The sequence below is a fragment of the Streptococcus parasanguinis genome, assembly GCF_000963275.1.
Classification (GTDB): domain Bacteria; phylum Bacillota; class Bacilli; order Lactobacillales; family Streptococcaceae; genus Streptococcus; species Streptococcus parasanguinis_B.
Genome location: NZ_JYOW01000001.1, coordinates 699,493 through 721,922 on the forward strand (window position 1 = coordinate 699,493; position 22,430 = coordinate 721,922).

General features: G+C 41.3%; 23 protein-coding genes. 10 read left to right on the forward strand and 13 right to left on the reverse strand.

Annotation, left to right across the window (positions count from 1 at the left end):
• The first annotated feature begins 44 nt into the window (after nt 1-44).
• Nucleotides 45-728, forward strand: coding sequence for a RadC family protein (radC, locus tag TZ97_RS03525; protein WP_045759397.1), 684 nt, complete (start codon nt 45-47; stop codon nt 726-728).
• A 202-nt stretch (nt 729-930) separates the two neighbouring features.
• On the opposite strand, the gene TZ97_RS03530 is transcribed toward radC, so the two are convergent.
• The 6 genes from TZ97_RS03530 to TZ97_RS03555 form a co-directional block, all read right to left on the reverse strand.
• Entirely contained in the window at nt 931-1,578 is a 648-nt protein-coding gene (locus tag TZ97_RS03530) for a redox-sensing transcriptional repressor Rex (RefSeq protein ID WP_003007178.1), read from the reverse strand.
• Between the two features lie 130 nt (nt 1,579-1,708).
• Nucleotides 1,709-1,924 (reverse strand): DUF4649 family protein, encoded by a 216-nt coding sequence (locus TZ97_RS03535; protein ID WP_045759398.1) that lies wholly within the window; start codon nt 1,922-1,924, stop codon nt 1,709-1,711.
• A 1-nt stretch (nt 1,925) separates the two neighbouring features.
• Nucleotides 1,926-2,273, reverse strand: coding sequence for a DUF1831 domain-containing protein (locus TZ97_RS03540; protein WP_009730974.1), 348 nt, complete (start codon nt 2,271-2,273; stop codon nt 1,926-1,928).
• 9 nt (nt 2,274-2,282) lie between these two features.
• The gene (locus TZ97_RS03545; RefSeq protein WP_045759399.1) at nt 2,283-3,395 is read right to left on the reverse strand and encodes a cysteine desulfurase family protein; all 1,113 of its coding nucleotides are present in this window, start codon (nt 3,393-3,395) and stop codon (nt 2,283-2,285) included.
• A gap of 9 nt (nt 3,396-3,404) precedes the next feature.
• Nucleotides 3,405-4,361: a ribose-phosphate diphosphokinase gene (locus TZ97_RS03550; RefSeq protein WP_003007186.1), complete on the reverse strand. Its 957-nt coding sequence runs from the start codon at nt 4,359-4,361 to the stop codon at nt 3,405-3,407.
• Between the two features lie 72 nt (nt 4,362-4,433).
• The gene (locus TZ97_RS03555; RefSeq protein ID WP_045759400.1) at nt 4,434-4,991 is read right to left on the reverse strand and encodes a CYTH domain-containing protein; all 558 of its coding nucleotides are present in this window, start codon (nt 4,989-4,991) and stop codon (nt 4,434-4,436) included.
• 95 nt (nt 4,992-5,086) lie between these two features.
• On the opposite strand from TZ97_RS03555, the gene TZ97_RS03560 reads away from it, so the two are divergent.
• The 5 genes from TZ97_RS03560 (at nt 5,087) to mutY (ending at nt 9,838) form a co-directional block, all read left to right on the forward strand.
• On the forward strand, nt 5,087-5,758 hold the full coding sequence (locus TZ97_RS03560; RefSeq protein ID WP_023918039.1) for a GTP pyrophosphokinase: 672 nt from the start codon (nt 5,087-5,089) through the stop codon (nt 5,756-5,758).
• Nucleotides 5,742-6,560, forward strand: coding sequence for an NAD kinase (locus tag TZ97_RS03565; protein ID WP_319637125.1), 819 nt, complete (start codon nt 5,742-5,744; stop codon nt 6,558-6,560). Before TZ97_RS03560 ends, TZ97_RS03565 begins: the two co-directional genes overlap by 17 nt.
• Nucleotides 6,557-7,450, forward strand: a complete 894-nt coding sequence (locus tag TZ97_RS03570) for an RluA family pseudouridine synthase (RefSeq protein WP_045759402.1) — start codon at nt 6,557-6,559, stop codon at nt 7,448-7,450. The genes TZ97_RS03565 and TZ97_RS03570 overlap by 4 nt, the downstream gene beginning before the upstream one ends.
• Before the next feature lie 21 nt (nt 7,451-7,471).
• The gene (gene pta, locus TZ97_RS03575; RefSeq protein WP_003015160.1) at nt 7,472-8,446 is read left to right on the forward strand and encodes a phosphate acetyltransferase; all 975 of its coding nucleotides are present in this window, start codon (nt 7,472-7,474) and stop codon (nt 8,444-8,446) included.
• Between the two features lie 246 nt (nt 8,447-8,692).
• A complete protein-coding gene (gene mutY / locus TZ97_RS03580) occupies nt 8,693-9,838 on the forward strand; it encodes an A/G-specific adenine glycosylase (protein ID WP_045759403.1) in 1,146 nt (381 codons plus the stop codon).
• An 804-nt stretch (nt 9,839-10,642) separates the two neighbouring features.
• On the opposite strand, the gene TZ97_RS03590 is transcribed toward mutY, so the two are convergent.
• The 5 genes from TZ97_RS03590 to TZ97_RS03610 form a co-directional block, all read right to left on the reverse strand.
• Nucleotides 10,643-10,990: a thioredoxin domain-containing protein gene (locus tag TZ97_RS03590; protein ID WP_045759405.1), complete on the reverse strand. Its 348-nt coding sequence runs from the start codon at nt 10,988-10,990 to the stop codon at nt 10,643-10,645.
• Between the two features lie 109 nt (nt 10,991-11,099).
• Nucleotides 11,100-12,815: a phospho-sugar mutase gene (locus tag TZ97_RS03595; RefSeq protein ID WP_045759406.1), complete on the reverse strand. Its 1,716-nt coding sequence runs from the start codon at nt 12,813-12,815 to the stop codon at nt 11,100-11,102.
• Between the two features lie 150 nt (nt 12,816-12,965).
• Nucleotides 12,966-13,526 (reverse strand): ECF transporter S component, encoded by a 561-nt coding sequence (locus TZ97_RS03600; RefSeq protein ID WP_045759407.1) that lies wholly within the window; start codon nt 13,524-13,526, stop codon nt 12,966-12,968.
• Entirely contained in the window at nt 13,523-14,062 is a 540-nt protein-coding gene (gene coaC / locus TZ97_RS03605; RefSeq protein ID WP_045759408.1) for a phosphopantothenoylcysteine decarboxylase, read from the reverse strand. The genes TZ97_RS03600 and coaC overlap by 4 nt, the downstream gene beginning before the upstream one ends.
• A gap of 10 nt (nt 14,063-14,072) precedes the next feature.
• A complete protein-coding gene (locus TZ97_RS03610; RefSeq protein ID WP_045759409.1) occupies nt 14,073-14,750 on the reverse strand; it encodes a phosphopantothenate--cysteine ligase in 678 nt (225 codons plus the stop codon).
• Between the two features lie 175 nt (nt 14,751-14,925).
• Here TZ97_RS03610 and TZ97_RS03615 point away from each other — a divergent pair, with 175 nt between their 5' ends.
• Nucleotides 14,926-16,596 (forward strand): formate--tetrahydrofolate ligase, encoded by a 1,671-nt coding sequence (locus TZ97_RS03615; protein ID WP_045759410.1) that lies wholly within the window; start codon nt 14,926-14,928, stop codon nt 16,594-16,596.
• A gap of 68 nt (nt 16,597-16,664) precedes the next feature.
• On the opposite strand, the gene TZ97_RS03620 is transcribed toward TZ97_RS03615, so the two are convergent.
• Nucleotides 16,665-18,008, reverse strand: a complete 1,344-nt coding sequence (locus TZ97_RS03620) for an MATE family efflux transporter (protein WP_045759411.1) — start codon at nt 18,006-18,008, stop codon at nt 16,665-16,667.
• 96 nt (nt 18,009-18,104) lie between these two features.
• Here TZ97_RS03620 and TZ97_RS03625 point away from each other — a divergent pair, with 96 nt between their 5' ends.
• On the forward strand, nt 18,105-18,659 hold the full coding sequence (locus tag TZ97_RS03625) for a GNAT family N-acetyltransferase (RefSeq protein WP_045759412.1): 555 nt from the start codon (nt 18,105-18,107) through the stop codon (nt 18,657-18,659).
• 185 nt (nt 18,660-18,844) lie between these two features.
• Here the strand turns inward: TZ97_RS03625 and TZ97_RS03630 are convergent, their stop codons facing one another.
• Nucleotides 18,845-19,873, reverse strand: coding sequence for a YdcF family protein (locus TZ97_RS03630; RefSeq protein WP_045759413.1), 1,029 nt, complete (start codon nt 19,871-19,873; stop codon nt 18,845-18,847).
• 135 nt (nt 19,874-20,008) lie between these two features.
• Here TZ97_RS03630 and brnQ point away from each other — a divergent pair, with 135 nt between their 5' ends.
• Complete coding sequence (brnQ, locus tag TZ97_RS03635) at nt 20,009-21,325, forward strand: branched-chain amino acid transport system II carrier protein (protein WP_045759414.1); 1,317 nt, start codon at nt 20,009-20,011, stop codon at nt 21,323-21,325.
• Nucleotides 21,326-21,720: 395 nt separating this feature from the next.
• Nucleotides 21,721-22,428, forward strand: a complete 708-nt coding sequence (gene ccdA2, locus TZ97_RS03640) for a thiol-disulfide oxidoreductase-associated membrane protein CcdA2 (protein WP_045759415.1) — start codon at nt 21,721-21,723, stop codon at nt 22,426-22,428.
• The last annotated feature ends 2 nt before the right edge of the window (nt 22,429-22,430 follow it).

Below are 22,430 nucleotides of genomic sequence, written 5' to 3' on the forward strand. Positions count from 1 at the left end.
TCGTTTTCTCTATTTATTACGAATTAATAAGTGAGGAGGAAATTATGTACGACATATCATTTATTGAACCATCTTTGCTTCCTAGAGAACGTTTGGTTTCTGAAGGGGTAGATAAGCTGAGTCATCAAGAATTGCTATCCATTCTCTTACGGACAGGCAATAAGAAAAAAAGCGTTTATGAGATTGCACAAGGTCTTTTGAGTTCGGTTAATAGTTTAAAGGAGTTAAGTCAATTAACTCTAGAGGAGCTACAGGAAATCTCAGGTATTGGCCGGGTGAAGGCCATCGAACTTCAGGCTGTGATTGAGTTTGGACGAAGGATTCATAAAGACGAATTGATGAGTTCTGAACAGATCATGAGCAGCCAGAAATTGGCCCATAAAATTCAACAGGAAATCGGCCATAAGAAACAGGAGCACCTGGTTGCCCTCTATTTAAATACGCAGAATGAAATTATTCATCAGCAGACCATTTTTATTGGAACCGTGAATCGAAGTATTGCGGAGCCACGTGAAATCCTGCATTATGCACTGAAGCACATGGCAACCTCTATCATCTTGGCTCACAATCATCCATCTGGTGCCGTATTTCCCAGTAAAAATGATGATGAAGTAACGCAACGAGTTTTAGAGGCCTGTGAAGTGATGGGTTTAACCCTATTGGATCACTTGATTGTATCTGAAGAAAACTATTATAGTTACCGTGAAGAGACAGATTATTTGGTATAAAAAAGAGAGTGGGACAGAAATCAGTAATTCGTTAGAATTCGATTTCGTCGTCCCACCTCCGCACAGTTGAGTAGGGCTGTAAAAGCTGATGAAATCAGCGTAGTAGAGCCCACTCAACCACTGCGTCTTGCTCGACAATCCAAAAATAATTGAGAGGCTAGGATTTTTGTCCCAGCCTCTTTTCTTGTTAATGTATAAATCTTTATTCTTCGTTTTTTCGCATGAAATAAAGGAGTGTTTGCAATTCACTAGTGAGATCGACATATTGGACAACAACGTCTTTAGGAACTGTCAGATGGACCGGAGAAAAGCTTAGAATTCCTTTGACACCGGCATCTACTAAAAGACTAGCAACTTCCTGCGCTTTAATACTTGGGACAGTTAAAATTGCTGTTTGAATGTCTTCTTGTTTGAGCTTTTCTTTGATCGTAGAAATCCCATAAATGGGGATCCCATCCTTACTTTTGGTATTAATCAGTTCATGATCATCTACATCAAAAGCCATGACAATTTTCATCTTATTGCGTTCATGGAAGCGATAATTGAGGAGCGCACTTCCCATATTTCCGATCCCCACAATAGCGACATTGGTAATGGCATTATCATTTAAAAGATCGGCAAAGAAGTTCATCAGTTTTTTTACGTCATAACCAAATCCCCGTCTTCCTAATTCACCAAAATAAGAAAAATCTCGGCGAACGGTAGCAGAGTCAATCCCAATTGCATCAGCAATTTGCTTGGAATTGGCGCGCTCTATTTTTTCAGAGTTAAAGCGTTTAAAAATGCGGTAGTAGAGCGATAAGCGTTTTGCTGTTGCGCGTGGAATTGGAGTATTTTTATCATGTTTCACAATATCACAACCTTTCCCTCTTATTGTATAGGAAGATTGTGAAAAAATCAACTATCTAGAGCAATTTTTCAAAAATATTTTTGTCTAAAGAAAAAGCTGATGGCGATGGGAGAGTTCCATCAGCATCAGCTTAGTTTTCAGCTTGTTCTACCTTTTTCAAAAAAGCATAGAGTCCATCGACTCGCCCTGTATAGGGGAGCTTTTCCCCCTTGTATTCAATGGATACGATTGAGTAAGAGTCAGGCAAGGTTACACAGCCTGAAAAAGCTAGGATGCAGGCTGCAAGGTCGGGATAAGTAGTCGTTCGTTCTACTTTGTAAGCATCGATATAAGTTAAGGTTACCATATTAGGCCTCTGTTTTGTTGAAAATTTCTCTTTCGACAAGACTATCCATTAGGAAATAGAATTTTTGTTGGATAATGTCATTTTCTGGATTTTTAAAGATATTAACCAGCCGAAGCCCAGACTTGTCTGTAATATTGATCTTAAAACCTGTCAAATCTTTATTGAAAATAATTTTAAGTAGGAAGCCTTCGCCGCTATTTGGAACGGCTTCGAGCAAACGATTTAACTCGTAATTTCCAACTTTTGTAACAGCGAATGTATTGTCACGTAAGGTATATTTTTTAACATTTGGGTGTAGACTATAGGTATATTTGCAGTCTTTCAATGAAACACTTGTTTCAAAAGCCATATTGTTCTCCTATGATAAAATTTCTTTAAGTTTTGAGAGGAAGTCTTGAACCTCCTCTACGGTATTGAGTTCTGAAAAACTAATTCGAAGGGATTCTTTTAGGCGTGAGCTATCTTTTCCATAGAGCGCCTCAAGGACATGGCTGGGTTGAACTGTACCAGCGGTACAAGCAGAACCTGTAGAGACAGAAATTCCAGCAAGATCGAGTCGCATCAATAAGACATCATTTTGGACACCCGGAAAGCCAAGATTCCAAACAAATGGAAGATGATCGTCATTCGCATTTACGTAGTAGTCGTAGTCTGTTAAACCATTAACTAGTTCTTGGCCAAGTTTTTGAACCTGGTTGAAATTTTCTTCTTGATGAAGTGTAGCTTGCTGAAGCGCGGTTGCCATCCCGACAATAGAAATGAGATTTTCCGTGCTGGCTCTCATCTTACTTTCCTGATCCCCACCGTGTAAGAGATTATCAAAATCTGGGACGGCTGCATAAAGGAAGCCGACTCCCTTTGGTCCGTGGAATTTGTGGGCAGAAGCACTGAGAAAATCAATTCCCAACTCTTCGGGATAGACAGGGACCTTTCCAATTGCCTGGACAGCATCAACGTGAAAGGCAGCTGGATGATCTTTTAAGAATTCTCCGATTTCTTTAATCGGTAGAAGATCGCCTGTCTCGTTATTGGCAAACATGGTAGAGACAAGAATGGTATCCGGTCTAAGTGCAGCCTTGATATCACTAGCCTGAATGCGTCCATCTCTTGGTTGGACGATCGTAACTTCAAATCCGAAACGTTCTACAAGGTATTCGATGGGTTCGAGAACCGCATGGTGTTCCAAAGCGGTCGTAATGATGTGTTTGCCATCTGCTTGGTGTTTCAAGCAGTAGCCTTTTATAACGGTATTATTACTTTCTGATCCACCTGAAGTGAAGAAAATACGATTTGGAAGAGTATGGAGAGACTGAGCAATCTGCTCGCGAGATTCTCGGAGGAGTTTACTAGCCATCCGTCCATGAGCATGAAGGCTCGATGGATTTCCAAAAGTGGTCTTCATAGTTTCAGACATTTTATCAATGACTTCAGGTAGAAGGGGAGTTGTTGCGGCATTATCAAAATATATCACATTAAGACCTTATTTCTTGTGGTAGGCAAATAGAGGACTAACAGGTTTTCTTTCTTGAATGCGAACAATAGCTTCAGCGATCAGTTCGCTAGCTGTCAGATAGTTAATATTTTTTGGTGTTGGTCCATTTGGAGCAACAGAATCGGTTACTAAGATTTCTTTGATCGGAGCTTGGTCTAATAATTCAACAGCTCCTTTTACAAATAAACCATGGCTTGATACAGCATAAATTTCAGTAGCACCTTCGCGTTCGACGATTTTCGCAGCTTCTGAGAATGTCTTACCAGTATTGAGGATATCGTCAATCAAGATCGCTTTCTTATCTTTGACATCCCCGATAATATAGCCATAATCACGGTTTGCATCATCTTGCTCGTAATCAATGATCGCAATCGGTGCATCAAGATATTCAGCTAAACTACGAGCCCGTTTAACACCTGAGTTTTTAGGGCTGACGACTACAACATCAGGACCAGTTAGACCTTTGTTGATGTAGTGCTCTGCAAAAAGTGGAATGGTAAAGAGGTTATCTACGGCAATATCGAAGAAACCTTGAACTTGCACTGCATGGAGATCCAGTGTGACGACGCGATCCACCCCAGCTTTGACCAACATGTTTGCGACGAGTTTAGCAGTGATTGGTTCACGAGGAGCAGCAGTCCGGTCTTGGCGGGCATAACCGAAGTAAGGCATGACCACATTGACAGTATTTGCGCTGGCCCGTTGGCAAGCATCTACCATAATTAAGAGTTCCATCAAGTGATTGTTGACAGGGAAACTGGTTGATTGAATGATATAAATATCATATCCACGAACACTTTCCTCAATATTGACTTGGATTTCACCATCTGAGAATTGACGGGATGAAATTTTCCCAAGTGGAACCCCAGCATGATCCGCGATTTTTTGCGCAATCTCTGGATTTGAATTGAGAGAGAAGAGCTTCATATTTTTTTTATCTGACATGTGATTCCAACCTCATTTAGATTTTTGATCTTAGCACTATTTTAGCAAAAATTTGCGATAATTTCAGCTATTTTACAATCTTTCCGCCAATCTGGCGATTTTATTTTTTGCAGCTTTGTAGACGATTCCATGCTCTTTGATGAACTGATGGAAATTTTCTTCCTGTTCAGCGGTTTCGACCTCGATTTCCAACTCATAATCTTCAGTGTCTAGATAGAGACTGTGGTCTAGTGCTACCAAGCCTGCAGCTGTTTCTTTTTCGAAGCGTTCTGTTGTAAGGCTTCCCCAGACAGCGAGTTGCTCAACGGGGATTTCTTTAGAGATCAAGAGATTTTTGATTTCTCCGTCAGGAAACTGTTGGTGTTGAAGGATCGCCTCGGTTTCTTCTAGGCTGAGGTTTTGATTGTACTCGAAATGACCAACTGCTTCAGGGACCTTGAGAGTCAATTCAGCCTGATCTGTGAAAGTACGCACCCGCAAAGCCATTTTTTCCTTACGGATGAGCTGGTCAGGTGTATCGATATAGTGATTGGTTTGGACAACCAATTCTGTATCAGCAAAAAGTGGAAGGAGGGATTGGTATTCCTCCTTGTCTAGCAAGGTTTTGTATTCAATTTCTAAATGGTTCATTTTGTAGTCCTTTGCTTTTTTTCGAAAGCGATTCATGATATAATAAGAGATGTGTTTATTGTATACAAAAATGGTTCAGATTACAAGGTGGTAGGATGGCAATTGATTGGGAAAACTTCTTAGATCCATATATCCAAGCAGTTGGGGAATTAAAAATCAAACTGCGTGGGATTCGTAAGCAATATCGTAAACAGCAAAAGCATTCTCCAATTGAGTTTGTCACAGGACGGGTCAAACCGATTGAGAGCATCCGTGAAAAGATGATCCGAAGAAATATTTCTGAAGAAAATCTGGCTCAGGATATGCAAGATATTGCTGGTCTTCGCATCATGGTCCAGTTTGTGGATGACGTCGAAGAGATCCTAGAGGTTCTGAGACAACGGCAGGATATGCGCGTGGTCCAAGAGCGAGATTACATCCGCCACAAGAAATCAAGTGGCTACCGGAGTTACCACGTCGTTGTCGAGTACCCGGTCGATACCATTGATGGAAATGAAACGATCTTAGCAGAGATTCAAATTCGGACTTTGTCCATGAATTTTTGGGCAACCATTGAACACTCGCTCAATTATAAATATAAAGGAGACTTTCCAGACGAGATCAAAAAACGCTTAGAGACGACAGCAAACCTGGCCTATCTCTTGGATGAAGAGATGGGGGCAATTCGGGATGCGATTCAGGAGGCTCAAGCCCTGTTTGATCCACTTCATCGTAAGTTAAATGATGGCGTTGGAAATAGTGATGACACAGATGAAGACTACAGGTAAAAAAGTATCCATTATTCGCAATCGCAAGCGTCAAAGTGAAGAGGTTTTTCAGCAGTTGCGCTACAAGCTTCGGAAAAATAATTTTATTTTGACGGAGAAGCACCCGGATATTGTGATTTCAATTGGTGGCGATGGGATGTTGCTATCGGCCTTTCACAAGTATGAACACCAGTTGGATCGGGTGCGATTTGTTGGCGTCCATACCGGACACTTAGGATTCTATACAGATTACTTAGACAGTGAAATCGATAAGCTGGTTGAGAACTTAAAATATGATACTGGAGCTAAGGTTTCTTACCCTATTTTGAATGTCAAGATTACTTTCGAAAATGGGGAAACCCGTACCATGAGGGCTTTGAACGAAGCAACGATTAAGAGAAGCGACCGGACCATGGTTGCCGATCTCACGATAAATGGAGTGGATTTTGAGCGCTTCAGAGGAGACGGGATCACCGTTTCGACTCCTACAGGAAGTACGGCCTACAATAAATCCTTGGGAGGAGCAGTTCTTCACCCGACTATTGAAGCCTTGCAGATTGCTGAAATTGCTAGTCTCAACAACCGTGTTTATCGTACCTTGGGTTCTTCTGTCATTGTCCCTAAAAAGGATAAGATTGAGATTACACCGACGAGACCTGGCTTCCACATTATCTCTGTCGATAATTCAACCTATTCTTACCGCAATATTGGAAAGGTAGAGTATCAGATTGACAACCATAAGATTAATTTTGTGGCAAGTTCCAGTCACACCAGTTTCTGGAATCGGGTCAAGGATGCCTTTATCGGAGATGACGGAGAATGAGATTTGAATTCATTGTCGATGAGCATGTCAAGGTTAAGACTTTTCTGAAAAAGCATGAGGTTTCTAAGGGGCTCTTAGCAAAGATTAAGTTTCGTGGTGGCCAGATCCTTGTCAATGGACGTCCGGAGAATGCGATTTATTTGTTGGATATTGGGGATCGCTTGGTCATAGACATTCCAGCAGAAGAAGGCTTTGAAACCCTAAAACCTATGGATCGACCTTTGGATATTTTGTTTGAAGATGATCATTTTTTGGTCTTAAACAAACCCTTTGGGATCGCATCGATTCCAAGTGCGATTCATTCCTATAGCTTGGCAAATTTTGTAAAAGGCTATTATGTGAAGCAGGGCTATGAGAACCAGCAGGTCCACATAGTCACTCGCCTGGATAAGGATACTAGTGGCGTTATGCTCTTTGCCAAACATGGCTATGCTCATGCCCGTTTAGATAAGCAATTGCAAGCCAAAACGATTCAGAAACGCTATTACGCCTTGGTCAAGGGATCTGGGAAGCTTGATCCTATCGGAGAAATTATTGCTCCGATTGCGCGTGATGAAGAGTCGATCATAACCCGCAAAGTAGCTAAAGGTGGCAAGTATGCTCATACTAGTTACCAAGTTGTCCAGTCTTTTGGTGATATTCATCTAGTGGATATCCAGTTGCACACAGGTCGAACCCATCAGATCCGTGTTCATTTTTCCCATATTGGTTTTCCACTTTTGGGAGATGATCTCTATGGCGGGAGTTTAGAAGACGGCATTAAGCGCCAGGCCCTTCATTGTCATCGCCTATCCTATTATCACCCATTTCTAGAGGATGAATTGGTCATAGAAAGTCCACTACCTCCAGATTTTCAAGCTGTATTAACACAGCTTCAAACAAGTTATTAATTATTAAAAGGAGTAAAACTCATGGAAGTTTTTGAAAATCTCAAAGCCAACCTCGTTGGTAAGAATGCACGTATTGTATTACCTGAAGGTGAAGAGCCTCGTATTCTCCAAGCAGCAAAACGAATTGTGAACGAGACAGATGTAACCCCTGTCTTGCTTGGTAATCCAGATAAAATTCGGATTTATCTTGAAATCGAAGGGGTTTTGGAAGGATATGAAGTTATTGATCCGCATTCTTATCCAGGTTTTGAAGAGATGGTAGCTTCCTTGGTAGATCGTCGTAAGGGAAAAATGACAGAAGAAGAAGCGCGTCAAATCTTGAAAGACGACGTTAACTATTTTGGTGTCATGTTAGTGCACATGGGAATCGTTGATGGGATGGTATCAGGGGCTATTCATTCAACTGCTGCAACTGTTCGTCCAGCCTTACAAATTATCAAAACTCGTCCAAATGTAAAACGGACTTCGGGGGCTTTCCTCATGGTTCGTGGGTCTGAACGCTACTTGTTCGGGGACTGTGCCATCAACATCAATCCAGATGCTGAAGGATTAGCCGAAATTGCCATCAACTCAGCTATCACAGCCAAGATGTTTGGAATTGATCCTAAAATCGCCATGTTAAGCTATTCAACAAAAGGATCTGGTTTTGGAGAAAGTGTTGATAAGGTTGTTGAAGCGACTAAGCTTGCTCATGAACTTCGTCCAGACCTTGAAATTGACGGGGAATTGCAATTTGACGCAGCTTTTGTGCCTGAAACTGCAGCCTTGAAGGCTCCAGGAAGCAAGGTGGCAGGACAAGCTAATGTCTTTATCTTCCCTGGTATTGAAGCAGGTAACATTGGATACAAGATGGCAGAACGTCTTGGTGGCTTTGCAGCGGTAGGTCCTGTCTTGCAAGGGTTGAACAAACCAGTCAACGACCTTTCTCGTGGATGTAATGCAGATGACGTTTTCAAATTGACCTTGATTACAGCAGCTCAAGCTGTTGAACAATAAGAAATGCATTTAGAGAGTGGGACAGAAATCGGTAATTCGTTAGAATTCGATTTCGTCGTCCCACCTCCGCACAGTTGAGTAGGGCTGTAAAAGCTGATGAAATCAGCGTAGTAGAGCCCACTCAACCACTGCGTCTTGCTCGACAATCCAAAAATAATTGAGAGGCCAGGACTTTTGTCCCAGCCTCTTTTTCTTTATAAAATCAGAATTTCTAAACTCTAACCCATTCTATGGTATACTAGGAATATGTTAGATTTAAAAGATTACGGGATTATCATGTGGGAGGAGGAAAAAATTGCTTCCTTCCGTGAAAAGTTATTAGCCTGGTATGATGCCAATAAACGGGATCTCCCTTGGAGAAGGACGCAGGATCCTTATAAAATTTGGATTTCAGAAATTATGCTCCAGCAGACACGTGTCGATACGGTGATTCCTTATTATGAGCGTTTTCTGAATTGGTTTCCGACAGTTGCTGATTTGGCTCAGGCATCTGAGGAAAAGCTCTTAAAAGCTTGGGAAGGCTTGGGGTATTACTCACGTGTCCGCAACATGCAGAAGGCTGCCCAGCAAATCATGGAGGAGCATGGGGGAGTGTTCCCATCAAGCTACGAGTCTATCTCAAAACTGAAGGGCATTGGGCCTTATACAGCTGGTGCCATTGTTAGTATTGCTTTTGGATTGCCAGAGCCGGCAGTAGATGGCAATGTCATGCGTGTTTTAGCTCGTTTGTTTGAGGTCGACTACGATATCGGAATCCCAACCAATCGTAAGATTTTTCAAGCTATGATGGAACTCTTGATTGATCCAGACCGTCCTGGTGATTTTAATCAGGCTTTGATGGATTTGGGCTCAGATATTGAGTCCCCAGTCAATCCACGGCCAGAAGAAAGTCCTGTCAAGGAGTTTAGCGCGGCCTACCAACATGAAACCATGGATCGTTATCCCATCAAGGGTCCTAAGAAGAAACCGGTACCTGTCTTTCTAACAGCCTTTATTATCAAGGATAGCCATGGGCGTTACTTGCTGGAGAAAAATGAGCGAGAAGGTCTTTTATCTGGTTTTTGGCATTTCCCTTTGATCGAAGTGGATAGTCTTTCTGATACCCTTGGACAATTGTCGTTATTAGATGGTAATGGAGAAGCAGAGGATAACCCAGAAATTCTTTCCTTTGAACAGGACTATGACTTGGCCATTGATTGGCAGGACAAGTCTTACCCTATTGTTCAGCATGTCTTTTCGCATCGTAAGTGGCAGGTTCAGATTCGATATGGTCTGGTGAAAGAAGGAGTGCAGCAATCAAGTGAATCGACTGTTTGGTTAAAACCTGACGAATTTTCTGATTATCCTTTTGCAAAACCCCAGCAAAAGATCTGGGAAGCATTTAATAAATGAACGTTCATTTCAGTATGGAGCTTAACTTTATGAAGAAAAAGAATAGGATTATGTAACTTATATGGAGTATAGACCAGATTATTCAGATAAAAATTTTATAGGAACTCGTAGTATATTTGCTAGTATTCTTTATTTTATATTAGCTTGTTTCAATTATTTTTTGGCTTTTGCATATTTTGCTTATATTCGCGTATTATATTCTAATCATACAAAAATAAGTTCTATCTTAATTTGTTGCTTTATTTGTTATAATTTATTTTTCTTGATTCGTGAGTTAAATTTTAAAATTCTTCACTGGTGTGGTTACCACGCCTTACCTGAGTTAGTTAAGTTTGGGAGCGGACGCTATTCCTTTCACTTGCCTGTCTTCGAAAGACATACCGAAAACTATAAAGTCTATTACAGTAAAAGATCAAAGAAACATCAATTTCTCTTCTTGGCGAGCTATATTTTATATGTGAATTTATTTTTAGGAGTTCTCTTGCTCTTCTCATGTGTATACTGGGGTATTTTCATTGAGAGTTCATCGAAATTTCAAAATTGGCACGCTCTTCTATTTCTCTTTTTAATAATCATCCTGTGTTTCTGTATTGAAGTTTTATTTAAAAAATATAAACTTTGGTTTAAAAATTACTTTAAACTAGATGATAAAATAGTAGAACACGGCTTTCCGATATATACTTTGAAAGAAAAATAAAAGACAAACAATATAGTTTGTCTTTTTCGCTTTTAAAATAACTTATAGTCCTTCTCGCACTGTAAGTAGAGAGGTTAATAAATTACCCTTTAGATGGAGATTTCTGCTTAAATACCAGCAAATGCTTTAATTTCATCTTCAGACATGGATGAGTCGCAACGAACAGTAACGTCACCGGCTTCGACATGTAAAAATCCTGGGACTGTTGGGATACCGTAAGTTGACCGGAAGGCTTGTAACGCGTCTAGCTGACTTGGTTCTTCACTATTAATAAAATAGATATGAGCTTTTGTTTCAGCTACGACAGTTGCTAATTTAGCAGCGAACTTCCGGCAGTAAGGGCAAGTCTTGCGTCCGATAAAGAAGGTCGCTGTTTCTTTTTGATCGATCGCTTCTTGCGCACGCGCGACAGTTGTGACTTCAAGATCTTTAATATCTTCTAAAAATTGTTCCATGAGATTACCTCGCTTTCTTATAAATCTAGTATGCCATAAAGGGCGAAAAAATGCTGTATTTTGATACGAAAAAAAGATGAGATTGGTTGATCTCATCTTTTGTGGTTGCTTATTTTACAAAAGCATTGATTTCTGCTTCGATATTCGCAATTTTTTCTTTAGCATCTGCTTCAGATTCACCAACTGTAGCGATGTAGAATTTGATTTTTGGTTCGGTACCTGAAGGACGAACGGCAAACCATGAATCATCAGCCAAGATGTATTTAAGAACGTTGCTTGGAGGAGTTGTCAATTTTTCAACGCCGTCAGCAGTAGTAGCTGTTTGTTCCAAGAAGTCTTCTGTCTTAGCAATGTCTGTATTGTTAAATTGTTTAGGAGCATTACCACGGAATTTATCCATGATTTTCTTGATTTCAGCAGCCCCGTCCACACCTGAAAGGGTAACAGAGATGGTTTTTTCTGCGAAGTAACCGTATTGTTTGTAGATTTCTTCGATACCATCTGCCAAAGTCATACCACGTGAGCGGTAGTAAGCTGCGATTTCAGCAACGATAAGAACGGCTTGGATAGCGTCTTTGTCACGTACGAATGGTTTGATCAGGTAACCGAAGCTTTCTTCGAAACCAAGCATGTAAGTATGGTTGTGTTGTGTTTCAAATTCATGGATTTTTTCACCGATAAATTTGAAACCAGTCAAGACGTTAAACATTGTTGCGCCGTAGCTTTCTGCAATCTTAGTCACCAACTCAGTTGATACGATGGATTTACAGAGGGCAGCATTGGCAGGAAGGGTACCAGCTGTTTTGTGAGCTTCAAGAATGTATTTAGCAATGATCGCTCCGATTTGGTTACCAGAAAGGTTGAGGTAAGAACCATCTGGTTGGCGGATTTCAACACCAAGGCGGTCAGCATCTGGGTCAGTTGCAACCAATACATCAGCGTCTACTTTGCGGCCAAGTTCTTCAGCAAGAGCAAAGGCTGCTTGGCTTTCTGGGTTAGGAGATTTAACAGTTGAGAAGTCTGCATCAGGAACTGCTTGAGCTTCAACAACTTGAACAGCTTCAAATCCAGCTTGGGCAAGAGCACGACGAGCCAACATTTCACCAGTACCATGAAGTGGCGTGTAGACAATCTTCATGTCACGGCCGTATTCATTGATCAAGTCTTGGTTGATGTTAACGCCTTTCACTTCTTTCAAGTATTCAGCGTCGACATTTTCACCGATAACTTCAATCAAGCCGTTAGCTTTGCTTTCTTCAAGGTCAGCCAATTTTACAGTGAAAGGATTTTCGATAGCACGGATATAATCGGTCAATGCATCGGCATCTGCAGGAGGCATTTGTCCACCGTCTTCACCGTATACTTTGTATCCGTTAAATGGAGCTGGGTTGTGGCTAGCTGTTACCATGATCCCAGCAAATGTGTGAAGATGACGAACAGCAAATGACAATTCAGGTGTTGGACGAAGGCTTTCAAATACATAAGATTTGATACCGTGTGCAGCCAAAACTTGAGCAGATTCAAAAGCAAACTCAGGAGAGAAGTGACGGCTATCGTAAGCGATCGCAACTCCGCGTTTCTTCGCTTCCTCACCTTTTGAGTCGATCAATTGGGCCAAGCCTTCAGTAGCTTGGCGAACAACGTAAATGTTAATACGGTTGGTACCAGCACCAATTAAGCCACGCATACCAGCTGTACCGAATTCTAGGTTGGTATAGAAGGCATCTTCTTTTGTTTTTTCATCCATTGCGACCAACTCATCACGAAGGTAAGCTGGTAATTCAGCAAAGTTGAGCCATTTTTGGTAGTTTTCTTGATAGGTCATGCAAGCGTCTCCTTTTTGCTTATAATTTAATCGCTTACATTATAGCAAATTTTTTCAGAAAATTCTAGCGATAATTGTAAATCTTTTCAAAAAAATAGAGCTAATTCACCATCAAAAAAAGCCAAGATAAATTGGTCTTGGCTTGAAAGGTTATTTTAATTTTTCAAGAGATGGAACGACTGCACTGGTAATGAGTACTGTCGCAATGACTTCGATGAGTGAGTTAGTAGAGACAATCAAGCCAAGGAAATGTTGAATCCCCCCTCCAAAACTGTTGCCAAAGAAGAAATAAATCCCACTTAGAACGAAAACAGTATTGGTCATAGAGCCGACAATTCCAGCGATCACAAGTCCTGTACGATTACGAATCCAGCGATAGACGAAGTAAGGGGTTACCCCGATGAGAATCCGAGGGACTATGGCAATGATAAGGGAGTAGAGATTCCCGTGAGGGACAAAGGGACTAAAGAGATAGCTGGCTGGTGTTAAAACCAAGGTATTCATAGTGAGGCTAAAGAGTCCCATGAGGAGTCCTAAGATAGCTCCAATTCGTGGACCGTATATGATAGAGGCGATCACGACAGGAATATGAACCAAGGTTGGTTGAATTCCTGATGGAACAAATTGCAGAATGAAAGATGTCACAAAGTGAATGGTGATCATCACCGCAAAAAAGATGGCAATTCGTGAAATAGAAGATGATTTTCTCATAAACAATTCTCCTTAACAGTTTCTACAATAGTTTCTACAGGCGCTAGAGCTCCAGCACCTTTGTCCCCACAAGCAAGAACAGCATCACGAGGTTGGATAATCTGGTAACCATAGTCTTGTAAGAGCTTTAGATTTCGTTGGGTAGCGGGATGTTCTAACATTTTTGTATTCATAGCAGGGGCCAGTAATTTTTTAGTCCTTTGAGGCAAGGCTAGAGCTGTGCTTGTGACCATATTATCTGCCAGTCCCATAGCCAATTTAGCAATGGTATTGGCACTGGCCGGCGCTACAAGAAAGAGGTCAGTTTCTTTCCCAATGTCGATGTGCTCGATCCGCTGTGGATCGTCTTCAATCATAACATCAAGCCCCACTTGATTTTTTGAAAGAACTTGCAAGGTTAAAGGGGTGATAAATTTTTGGGCTGAAGGAGTCATGAGGACCTTCACTTCAAATCCCAATTTGGTTAGTTGGCTGGTAATATCAGCAGCCTTATAGGCGGAAATACTACCGGTAACCGCTAAAGTAATGTGTTTCATATGTTCCTTTTTATTTGATATAACGTAGGATGGCCTCTGCGATTTCTGTTTTCGTAGAAGCTTCTAGGACCTGATCATCTGTCACTAGATAGGCTTGATGCTGACCGTTCTGAATCTTGGTCAGATCATTGGCAACGATCATGCTGGCATGATTTTTAACGAGGCTTTCACGCGCTACCTGGATCAACTCTTCAGAAGAAACGCCGACTAATAGTTTAAAGCCGATCAGTTGAATGGCAGGATTCCATTCTTTGACGAGGGAGATAATCTTCGGATTTTTCTTTAGAAAGAGCACTTGGTATTCTTCTCTCGAAGAGATTTTCGCTTCCTGATTTTCGCGATGGATAAAGGTATGGAGATCTTGAGCTTTCTCAACTTCCTCAAGGCCTGTCATGTAAACAGGTGTGTAGTCTGAGACTGCCATAGCGTGAATCAAAACCTGATGATGAGGGACTTCCGTTTTCATTTGTGTGAGAAGTTCTTCGACATTCTGGATCAATAGAAGTCGAAGCTGTGGGTGAGGGTCGGGTTTAAGAGCGGTAGGCGTTGTGATCAAGGTCACCTGATGTCCCTTAGCAAGAGCCGTTTCTGCAAGGATTTTCCCTAGGCTCCCGGTGGAATGATTGGTGATCGAACGAACACTATCAATGGCTTCGCTCGTCCCGCCTGATGTAATTAAAATATGCATATGCTTATTTTACACAAAAAAGATACATAAGTAAAGTTCTGAAGCTATTAGGATTAGCTATGTGTAGCCATAAAATTTACATAAAAAACGAACGTTCGATTCAAAAGGTGGAAAAACCATGTCATTTTAGCGAATTTTAGGTATAATAGACCTATCAAATATAAAGGAGTCCCTTATGAAAACAGATATCGAAATTGCTCAAAGCATTGAACTCCAACCGATTGTGGACGTTGTGAAGAAAATTGGTTTGGTTGACGATGATCTTGAATTGTATGGAAAATACAAGGCGAAATTGAGCTTTGATAAGATTCGTGAAGTTGAGAAAAATACAGTAGGAAAACTTATCTTAGTCACTGCGATCAACCCAACTCCAGCTGGAGAAGGGAAATCAACCATCACCATTGGTCTAGCAGATGCTTTGAATAAAATCGGTAAAAAAACCATGATTGCCATTCGCGAACCTTCTTTAGGTCCAGTTATGGGGATTAAAGGTGGTGCTGCTGGTGGTGGCTATGCCCAAGTTCTACCGATGGAAGACATCAACCTTCATTTCACAGGGGATATGCATGCGATCACAACGGCTAATAACGCTCTCTCAGCATTGATTGATAATCATTTGCACCAAGGAAATGAGCTAGGAATTGACCAACGTCGGATTATCTGGAAACGGGTAGTGGACTTGAATGACCGCGCTCTTCGTCATGTTTCTGTCGGTCTTGGCGGTCCTTTAAATGGGATTCCGCGTGAAGACGGTTTTGATATTACCGTTGCTTCTGAGATCATGGCCATCCTTTGCTTGGCGACAGATATTGAAGATTTGAAACGTCGTTTGGCCAACATTGTAATTGGTTACCGTTATGATCGTAGTCCAGTTTATGTCCGTGATTTGGAAGTGGAAGGGGCTCTTGCCTTGATCCTCAAAGATGCGATTAAGCCAAACCTGGTTCAAACCATCTATGGAACGCCTGCCTTTGTTCACGGTGGTCCATTTGCCAATATTGCCCATGGATGTAACTCTGTATTAGCAACGACGACAGCTCTGCATTTAGCTGATTATACGATTACAGAAGCAGGTTTTGGGGCTGACCTTGGCGCTGAAAAATTCCTTGATATTAAAACTCCAAACTTGCCTACATCACCAGATGCGGTTGTGATTGTAGCGACTCTCCGTGCTCTTAAGATGAACGGTGGAGTGATCAAGGATGCTTTGACTGAAGAGAATGTAGAAGCTGTTCGTGCTGGTTTTGCCAACTTGAAACGTCACGTTGAAAATATCCGTAAGTTTGGCATTCCTGCAGTGGTTGCCATCAATGAATTTATCACTGATACAGAAGCAGAAATTGCTGCTTTGAAAGAATTGTGTGCTGAAATTGATGTGCCAGTTGAACTTGCAAGTGTATGGGCGAATGGTGCGGACGGTGGAGTTGACCTTGCTGAAACCTTGGTTAATACCATCGAAACAAGTCCAGCTAACTACACACGCTTGTATGATAACAACCTTTCTGTTGAAGAAAAAATTGAAAAGATTGTTACAGAGATCTATCGCGGTACGAAGGTGAATTTTGAGAAGAAAGCCAAGACACAAATTGCCCAAATCGTGAAAAATGGATGGGATAAGTTGCCAATCTGTATGGCCAAAACCCAATATAGCTTCTCTGATAATCCAAATGCCTTGGGAGCTCCTGAAAACTTTGAAATCACTATTCGTGAAGTGGTTCCAAAATTGGGAGCAGGCTTTATTGTCGCTTTGACGGGGGATGTGATGACCATGCCTGGTTTACCAAAACGTCCAGCTGCTTTAAATATGGATGTAGCTGCTGACGGAACAGCCATCGGTTTGTTCTAATAGCTAGATATCTAAAAACAACTTCTGTTCAAATGAGCAGAAGTTGTTTTGGTCTTGTTAATCAATCATTATTCAGTAAGGAGTTGGTACCTGATTTTTCGATAGATTATGATGAGCTGTAGGGTCATGGGAATCCAGATAAGGGGTTCGCAGAGAATGACCCCCATGTAGCCGGTGTGAGGAATAATCCACAGAACGAAGAAAATTTTTCCAAACAATTCAATAAAACTGGATGTGAGTGGGGTTAATTTTTTACCCATTCCCTGTAGGGCATTTCTCAGGATGATGAGACTCGCCAAAATAGGATAAAAGCAAGAGCTGATCTGGAGATAAAGACTGGCATTTGCAATGAGATCAGGATTTGTCGAGCCGGAAATAAAGCTGGTTAAAGACGGACTTGTGAAGAATAGAAGAGCAGCAACCAAGACAGACCAAACCCAAGAAAGAAGGTTGGCAATGGTAACGCCTTTTTTGATCCGCTGGAATTGCTCTGCGCCAAAATTCTGCGAGATAAAGGTTGTGATACTTGAGGCGATAGCTGTAATCGGTAAAACGGCAAAGGACATGATACGACGGGCTGCGACCTGTGCACTGATAATGGTTGTTCCAAGCTGATTAATAGCGGATTGGAGGATAACCGTTCCAATCGAAACGATGGAAGTCATGAGGCCCATGGCAAGGCCCTGACTTAGCAGATCCTGATAAAGCTCCTTGTCCCAAACAAAATCCTTGCGATGCGGGAGCAGAAAAGGGACCTTCTTACGAATATAGAGAAGACAAAGAAGGGCCGAAATACCCTGGGCAATAATGGTCGCAATTCCAGCGGATTGGACTCCGAGATGGAGTTGGGTAATAAAATAAAGATCGAGAAGAATATTGAGAATAGCGGCGATAATCAAGAAATAGAGTGCCGCTAGGCTATCGCCAACCGCTCGAAGAAGTCCGGCACAAAGATTATAGGCAAAGGTCACAGCCACACCATTAACAATGGTAGCGATATAGAGATAAGACTGAGACACAATTGCTGATGGGGTCCCTAAAAATTGGAGCAGGGGAAAAAGTCCGACAGCTCCAATGAAGATCACGAAGAGACTGAGAATGCAACCAATAATAGCAGTTGCGGCGACTGATTTTCGTAATTGGTCTTCGTTTTTGGCTCCATAATTTCTCGCGATAATAATCCCCATCCCATTTCCAACACCGACAGCAAATCCAACGATCAAATCAAATATGGCAGAGGTTGCTCCAACGGCGGCCAAAGATTTTTGACCTAAAAAACGCCCTACAATCATGACATCCGAGGTATTGTAGAGTTGTTGAAAGATATTGGACAAAAGAATAGGAAAGGCAAAACTCAAAAGAGCGGGTAAAATAGGACCATCTATGAGGTCCACACGCTGAATTCTTTTCATAGTGTCATTATACCAACTTCAGGAACCAGCGACAAGCGTCGATAGTTGAAGGCCCTTACATTTTTTGGTATAATCAGGGCAGAAAAGGAGGCTTTTATGAGCTTAACCAGTCAATTAATCACGGAAACGTTCCCAGATCTGGACAAGGTCGAGAGGCTGAATATCGAGGCATTTCCAGAAGAAGAGCGAGTTCCTTTGTCGGAATACCTGCGTTATACGGACAATGACGATGCTAATTTCTTTGCTTTTTATAACGACGAAGAATTTGTCGGATTTGCTTTTTCTATCTATAATCAGAAAGCTTTTTATGTTAGCTTCTTTGCCATTATGCCCCACCTACGTAGCCACGGTTATGGTCAAGAAATCATTGAAAAATTGGTAGAATTTTACCAAAGAACCATGATTCTTGAAGTGGAACGTTTAGATGAAGAATGTGACAATCTAGAGCAACGTCAGTCTCGGATGGATTTCTATAAGCGAAATGGATTTAAAACTGCCAATGCCTTTTTAGAATACGAAGGACTGAGCTTTGAAATTCTCTATCGGGGTGACCACTTTGACGAAGAGGCTTATCGCGATATTTTCCGTAAACTGCAGGAAGAAAATTATTTCGATTTCCGCATTAAATATAGACGCTTTAGTGACCACTAGACAAGAAGGAGGCTGGGACAAAAGTCCTAGCCTCTCATTTATTTTTGGATTGTCGAGCAAGACGCAGTGGTTGAGTGGGCTCTACTACGCTGATTTCATCAGCTTTTACAGCCCTACTCAACTGTGCGGAGGTGGGACGACGAAATCGAATTCTAACGAATGACCGATTTCTGTCCCTCTCTCTTTTAGTTTAGATATTTAATGAAGAACTCAATTAGTTTCATGATTTGTGTAAAGAACCAAGGCAGAAACAGAAGAGCTAGGAAGGCAACATGCCATTTCCAATAGAGTGAAACCAAGCCAACAGTTTCTCGAATCCAAGCGGATGGGAGATAGTAAAAGGCTGTTCTTGAACCGATACTTCGACCAGGTATTTTCAATCGTCTCATAAAGACACCTGCACGGAGCGCGTGAAAAGAATTGGTCACCACAAGGACTCTCTTGCCAAGCCCCTCTTCTTCAAGGATACGCTTGCTAAAGGTCAGGTTTTCAAAAGTAGTACGAGAGCGATTCTCGATGAGAATGGCATCTTCTGGAACCCCGTGTTCCATCAAGTATCCAGCCATAGCTTCTGCCTCAGCGATCAGCTCATCTGACCCTTGACCACCAGAAACAATCAGCTTTGGTCGTCTCTCAAACTGCTCATAGATGGCCTTTCCCTTATCAAGACGCTGGGCCAAGAGTGGGGGAACCTTGTCTCCGATTAAACCTGAGCCAAGGATGATGATGGCGTCTGGCTCTTTGCGAACCGGAAAGAGATTGCAAAAGGTCCCATAGGATACATAAGAGAGGTAGAGAAAGGTCATGTAAAACAGGGCAAAGTCAGTCAGATAAATGAGGATGTCATTCCCTGGGAAATAAGGTAGAAAATGAAGTGCCAAAGCTCCGATAATAAACAGTCCATAGAGCAGAGAGAGGAGGTTGGACAGTCTTTTTCCTTCAAAAGTCATCATTTGACGGCCGTTAAAGAGAAGAAAAAGAGAGGAGAAAATAACGCTGAGAAAAACGAGGATGGAAATCACTACAAAGACAATCATTGCAATTTGTTGATTAAACCATAGCTCAGTTCGAACGACTAGTAAAAATGCAGAAATCAGTAGAAGAAGTCCTAGGTTTATCGAAAATAGATAAGCATTGAACAGTCTTCTGCGATCACTCATAAAGAACAATAAAAAGATAAGAGCTGGAAATAACCAGAATAGATATAGATACATGTTTTGCCCCTCGTAAAATCTTACATCCATTGTACCATAATGACTGATAGAAATAGCGGATTGTTCATGCAAATAAGTTGCATTCTTCAAATGAATTTGATAAAGTTAAGATTATCGTTTTTTTAAGGAGATCGTATGTTACGAAAAGGTTCCCTGACAGGTTTATTACTGTTTGGTATTTTTTTTGGTGCTGGAAACCTGATTTTCCCACCGGCTCTTGGTGCTTTATCGGGTAATCAATTTTGGCCAGCTATTGCTGGGTTTGTCCTTTCAGGTGTGGGAATTGCCATTGTGACCTTGATTATCGGGACGCTTAATCCCAAAGGCTATATTCATGAGATTTCTCGTAAGATTTCACCTATTTTTGCGATAGTATACTTAGTTGCGCTTTATCTTTCAATTGGTCCTTTCTTTGCCATTCCAAGAACGGCGACGGTATCTTTCGAAGTGGGGACAGCCCCCTTATTAGGTGGAATGAATGCCAGTTTAGCACTTTTCATCTTTACCCTGGTCTACTTTTTGTTAGCCTTTCTGATTGCTTTGAATCCATCTAAGATTCTAGATCGGATCGGTCGTATATTGACTCCAATCTTTGCGATTCTCATTTTGATCTTGGTCGTTCTTGGAGCTCTAAAATACAGTGGACATGCTCCAATGGTGGCTACAAAAGCCTATCAGGCTTCTGCCTTTGGGCAAGGATTTTTAGAGGGCTACAATACCTTGGATGCCTTGGCATCTGTTGCCTTTAGTGTGATCGCAGTGACTACCTTGAATCAACTTGGATTTTCAAGTAAGAAAGAATACATCAAGACCATTTGGTTGGTTGGGATTGTCGTAGCGCTTGGTTTTAGTGTGCTGTATATCGGTTTAGGATATCTGGGGAATCATTTTCCAATTCCGGCTTCTGTTATGGCATCTGATACCAATAAAGGGGTGTATGTATTATCAGAAGCGACCAAAGCGATCTTTGGTCCGACTGCTCAGATTTTTCTAGCAGGAATGGTGACGGTAACTTGCTTTACCACAACCGCTGGTTTGATCGTCTCTACCAGTGAATTCTTCCATAGCACCTTCCCTAAGGTCTCTTACAAGGTCTATGCAAGTGTCTTCACTTTGATTGGTTTTGCGATTGCCAACCTAGGCTTGAATGCCATTATTGCTTTCTCATTGCCAGTCTTGATGATTCTTTACCCAATCACCATTACCATTGTATTGATTGTGATAGTGAATAAATTTGTGGCTCTTTCAAAACCAGGAATGCAACTGACTATTTTCTTGGCCAGCTTGGTCTCTGTTGCGAGTGTTCTGGCAAGTACCTTTAAAATTTCACTTGTAGAAAAGTGGATTGCTTTGCTTCCATTTGCGGCTCAATCTCTTCCATGGTTAGTGCCAGTAGTTATCGGAATTCTTTTATCGCTCGTATTACCAAATAAACAAACGGCAGAAGAATAAGTTATATTAGAAACTCTAAAGTTTTATGCTTTAGAAATAGATTGAAGATAATATCTTCTTAGAAACTTTCCTTAGGTGAGTACGGACGTCAGCGAACTTCATAGAAGTTCCATGACTTAGTTTTGAATCTAAGGTTTCAAAACTCCCGAGTGCTAGAAACATCACTGTTTCTAGCACTTTTCTCACGGCGGAAAGTTTCAATGTATACTTGAATGTGCCTTATATATTCTTTTAGTTTTTCACCACAACTTAGACTCTAAAGTTATTGGCTTTAGGGTCTTTCTTTTGAAACTAGTATCTAAATCCAAACTTTAGTAAAAAAACGTAGCAGAAATTTTTATTTTAGGTCAGTCAATGTTATACTGAATGTAGCATATCAATATACGGAGTGAACTATGAATCCAATCATTTTTTCATTGACAGTTTTTCTTGCGGGTATTCTGTCTTTCTTTTCTCCCTGTGTCTTTCCTTTGCTACCGGTATATATTGGAATCTTGCTAGGAAGTGATCAGGAAAAGGCTATCCTATTGTTCGGGAAAAAAATTCGCTGGCATGGCTTGCTGAAAACCCTATGTTTTATTGCTGGTATTTCTGTTATTTTCCTCCTCATTGGTTTTGGAGCGGGCTTGCTTGGAAAGATCATGTACACCAATTGGTTCCGTTATCTGATGGGAGCCCTCATCATTATCCTTGGTCTTCATCAGATGGAAGTCTTTCATTTTCATTTCCTTGAAAAGCAAAAAACAATGGATTTTGGAGCCAACAAACAGAAGAATGAGTTGTTTTCAGCTTTTCTCCTCGGTCTTGGTTTTAGTTTTGGTTGGACGCCTTGTATTGGTCCGGTATTAGGATCAGTTCTTGCTTTAGCAGCATCAGATGGACAAGATGCTCTTATGGGAGCTATTTATCTCCTTGTTTATACATTGGGAATGGCTCTTCCGTTTTTACTGTTAGCCTTAGCATCTAGTCTGGTCCTACCTTACTTTAATCGTCTCAAACCCCATTTGTTATTGTTGAAGAAAATCGGCGGAGCTATCATTATTCTGATGGGAATTCTCTTACTTTTGGGACAATTGAACAGTTTGTCATCTATCTTTTCATAAAA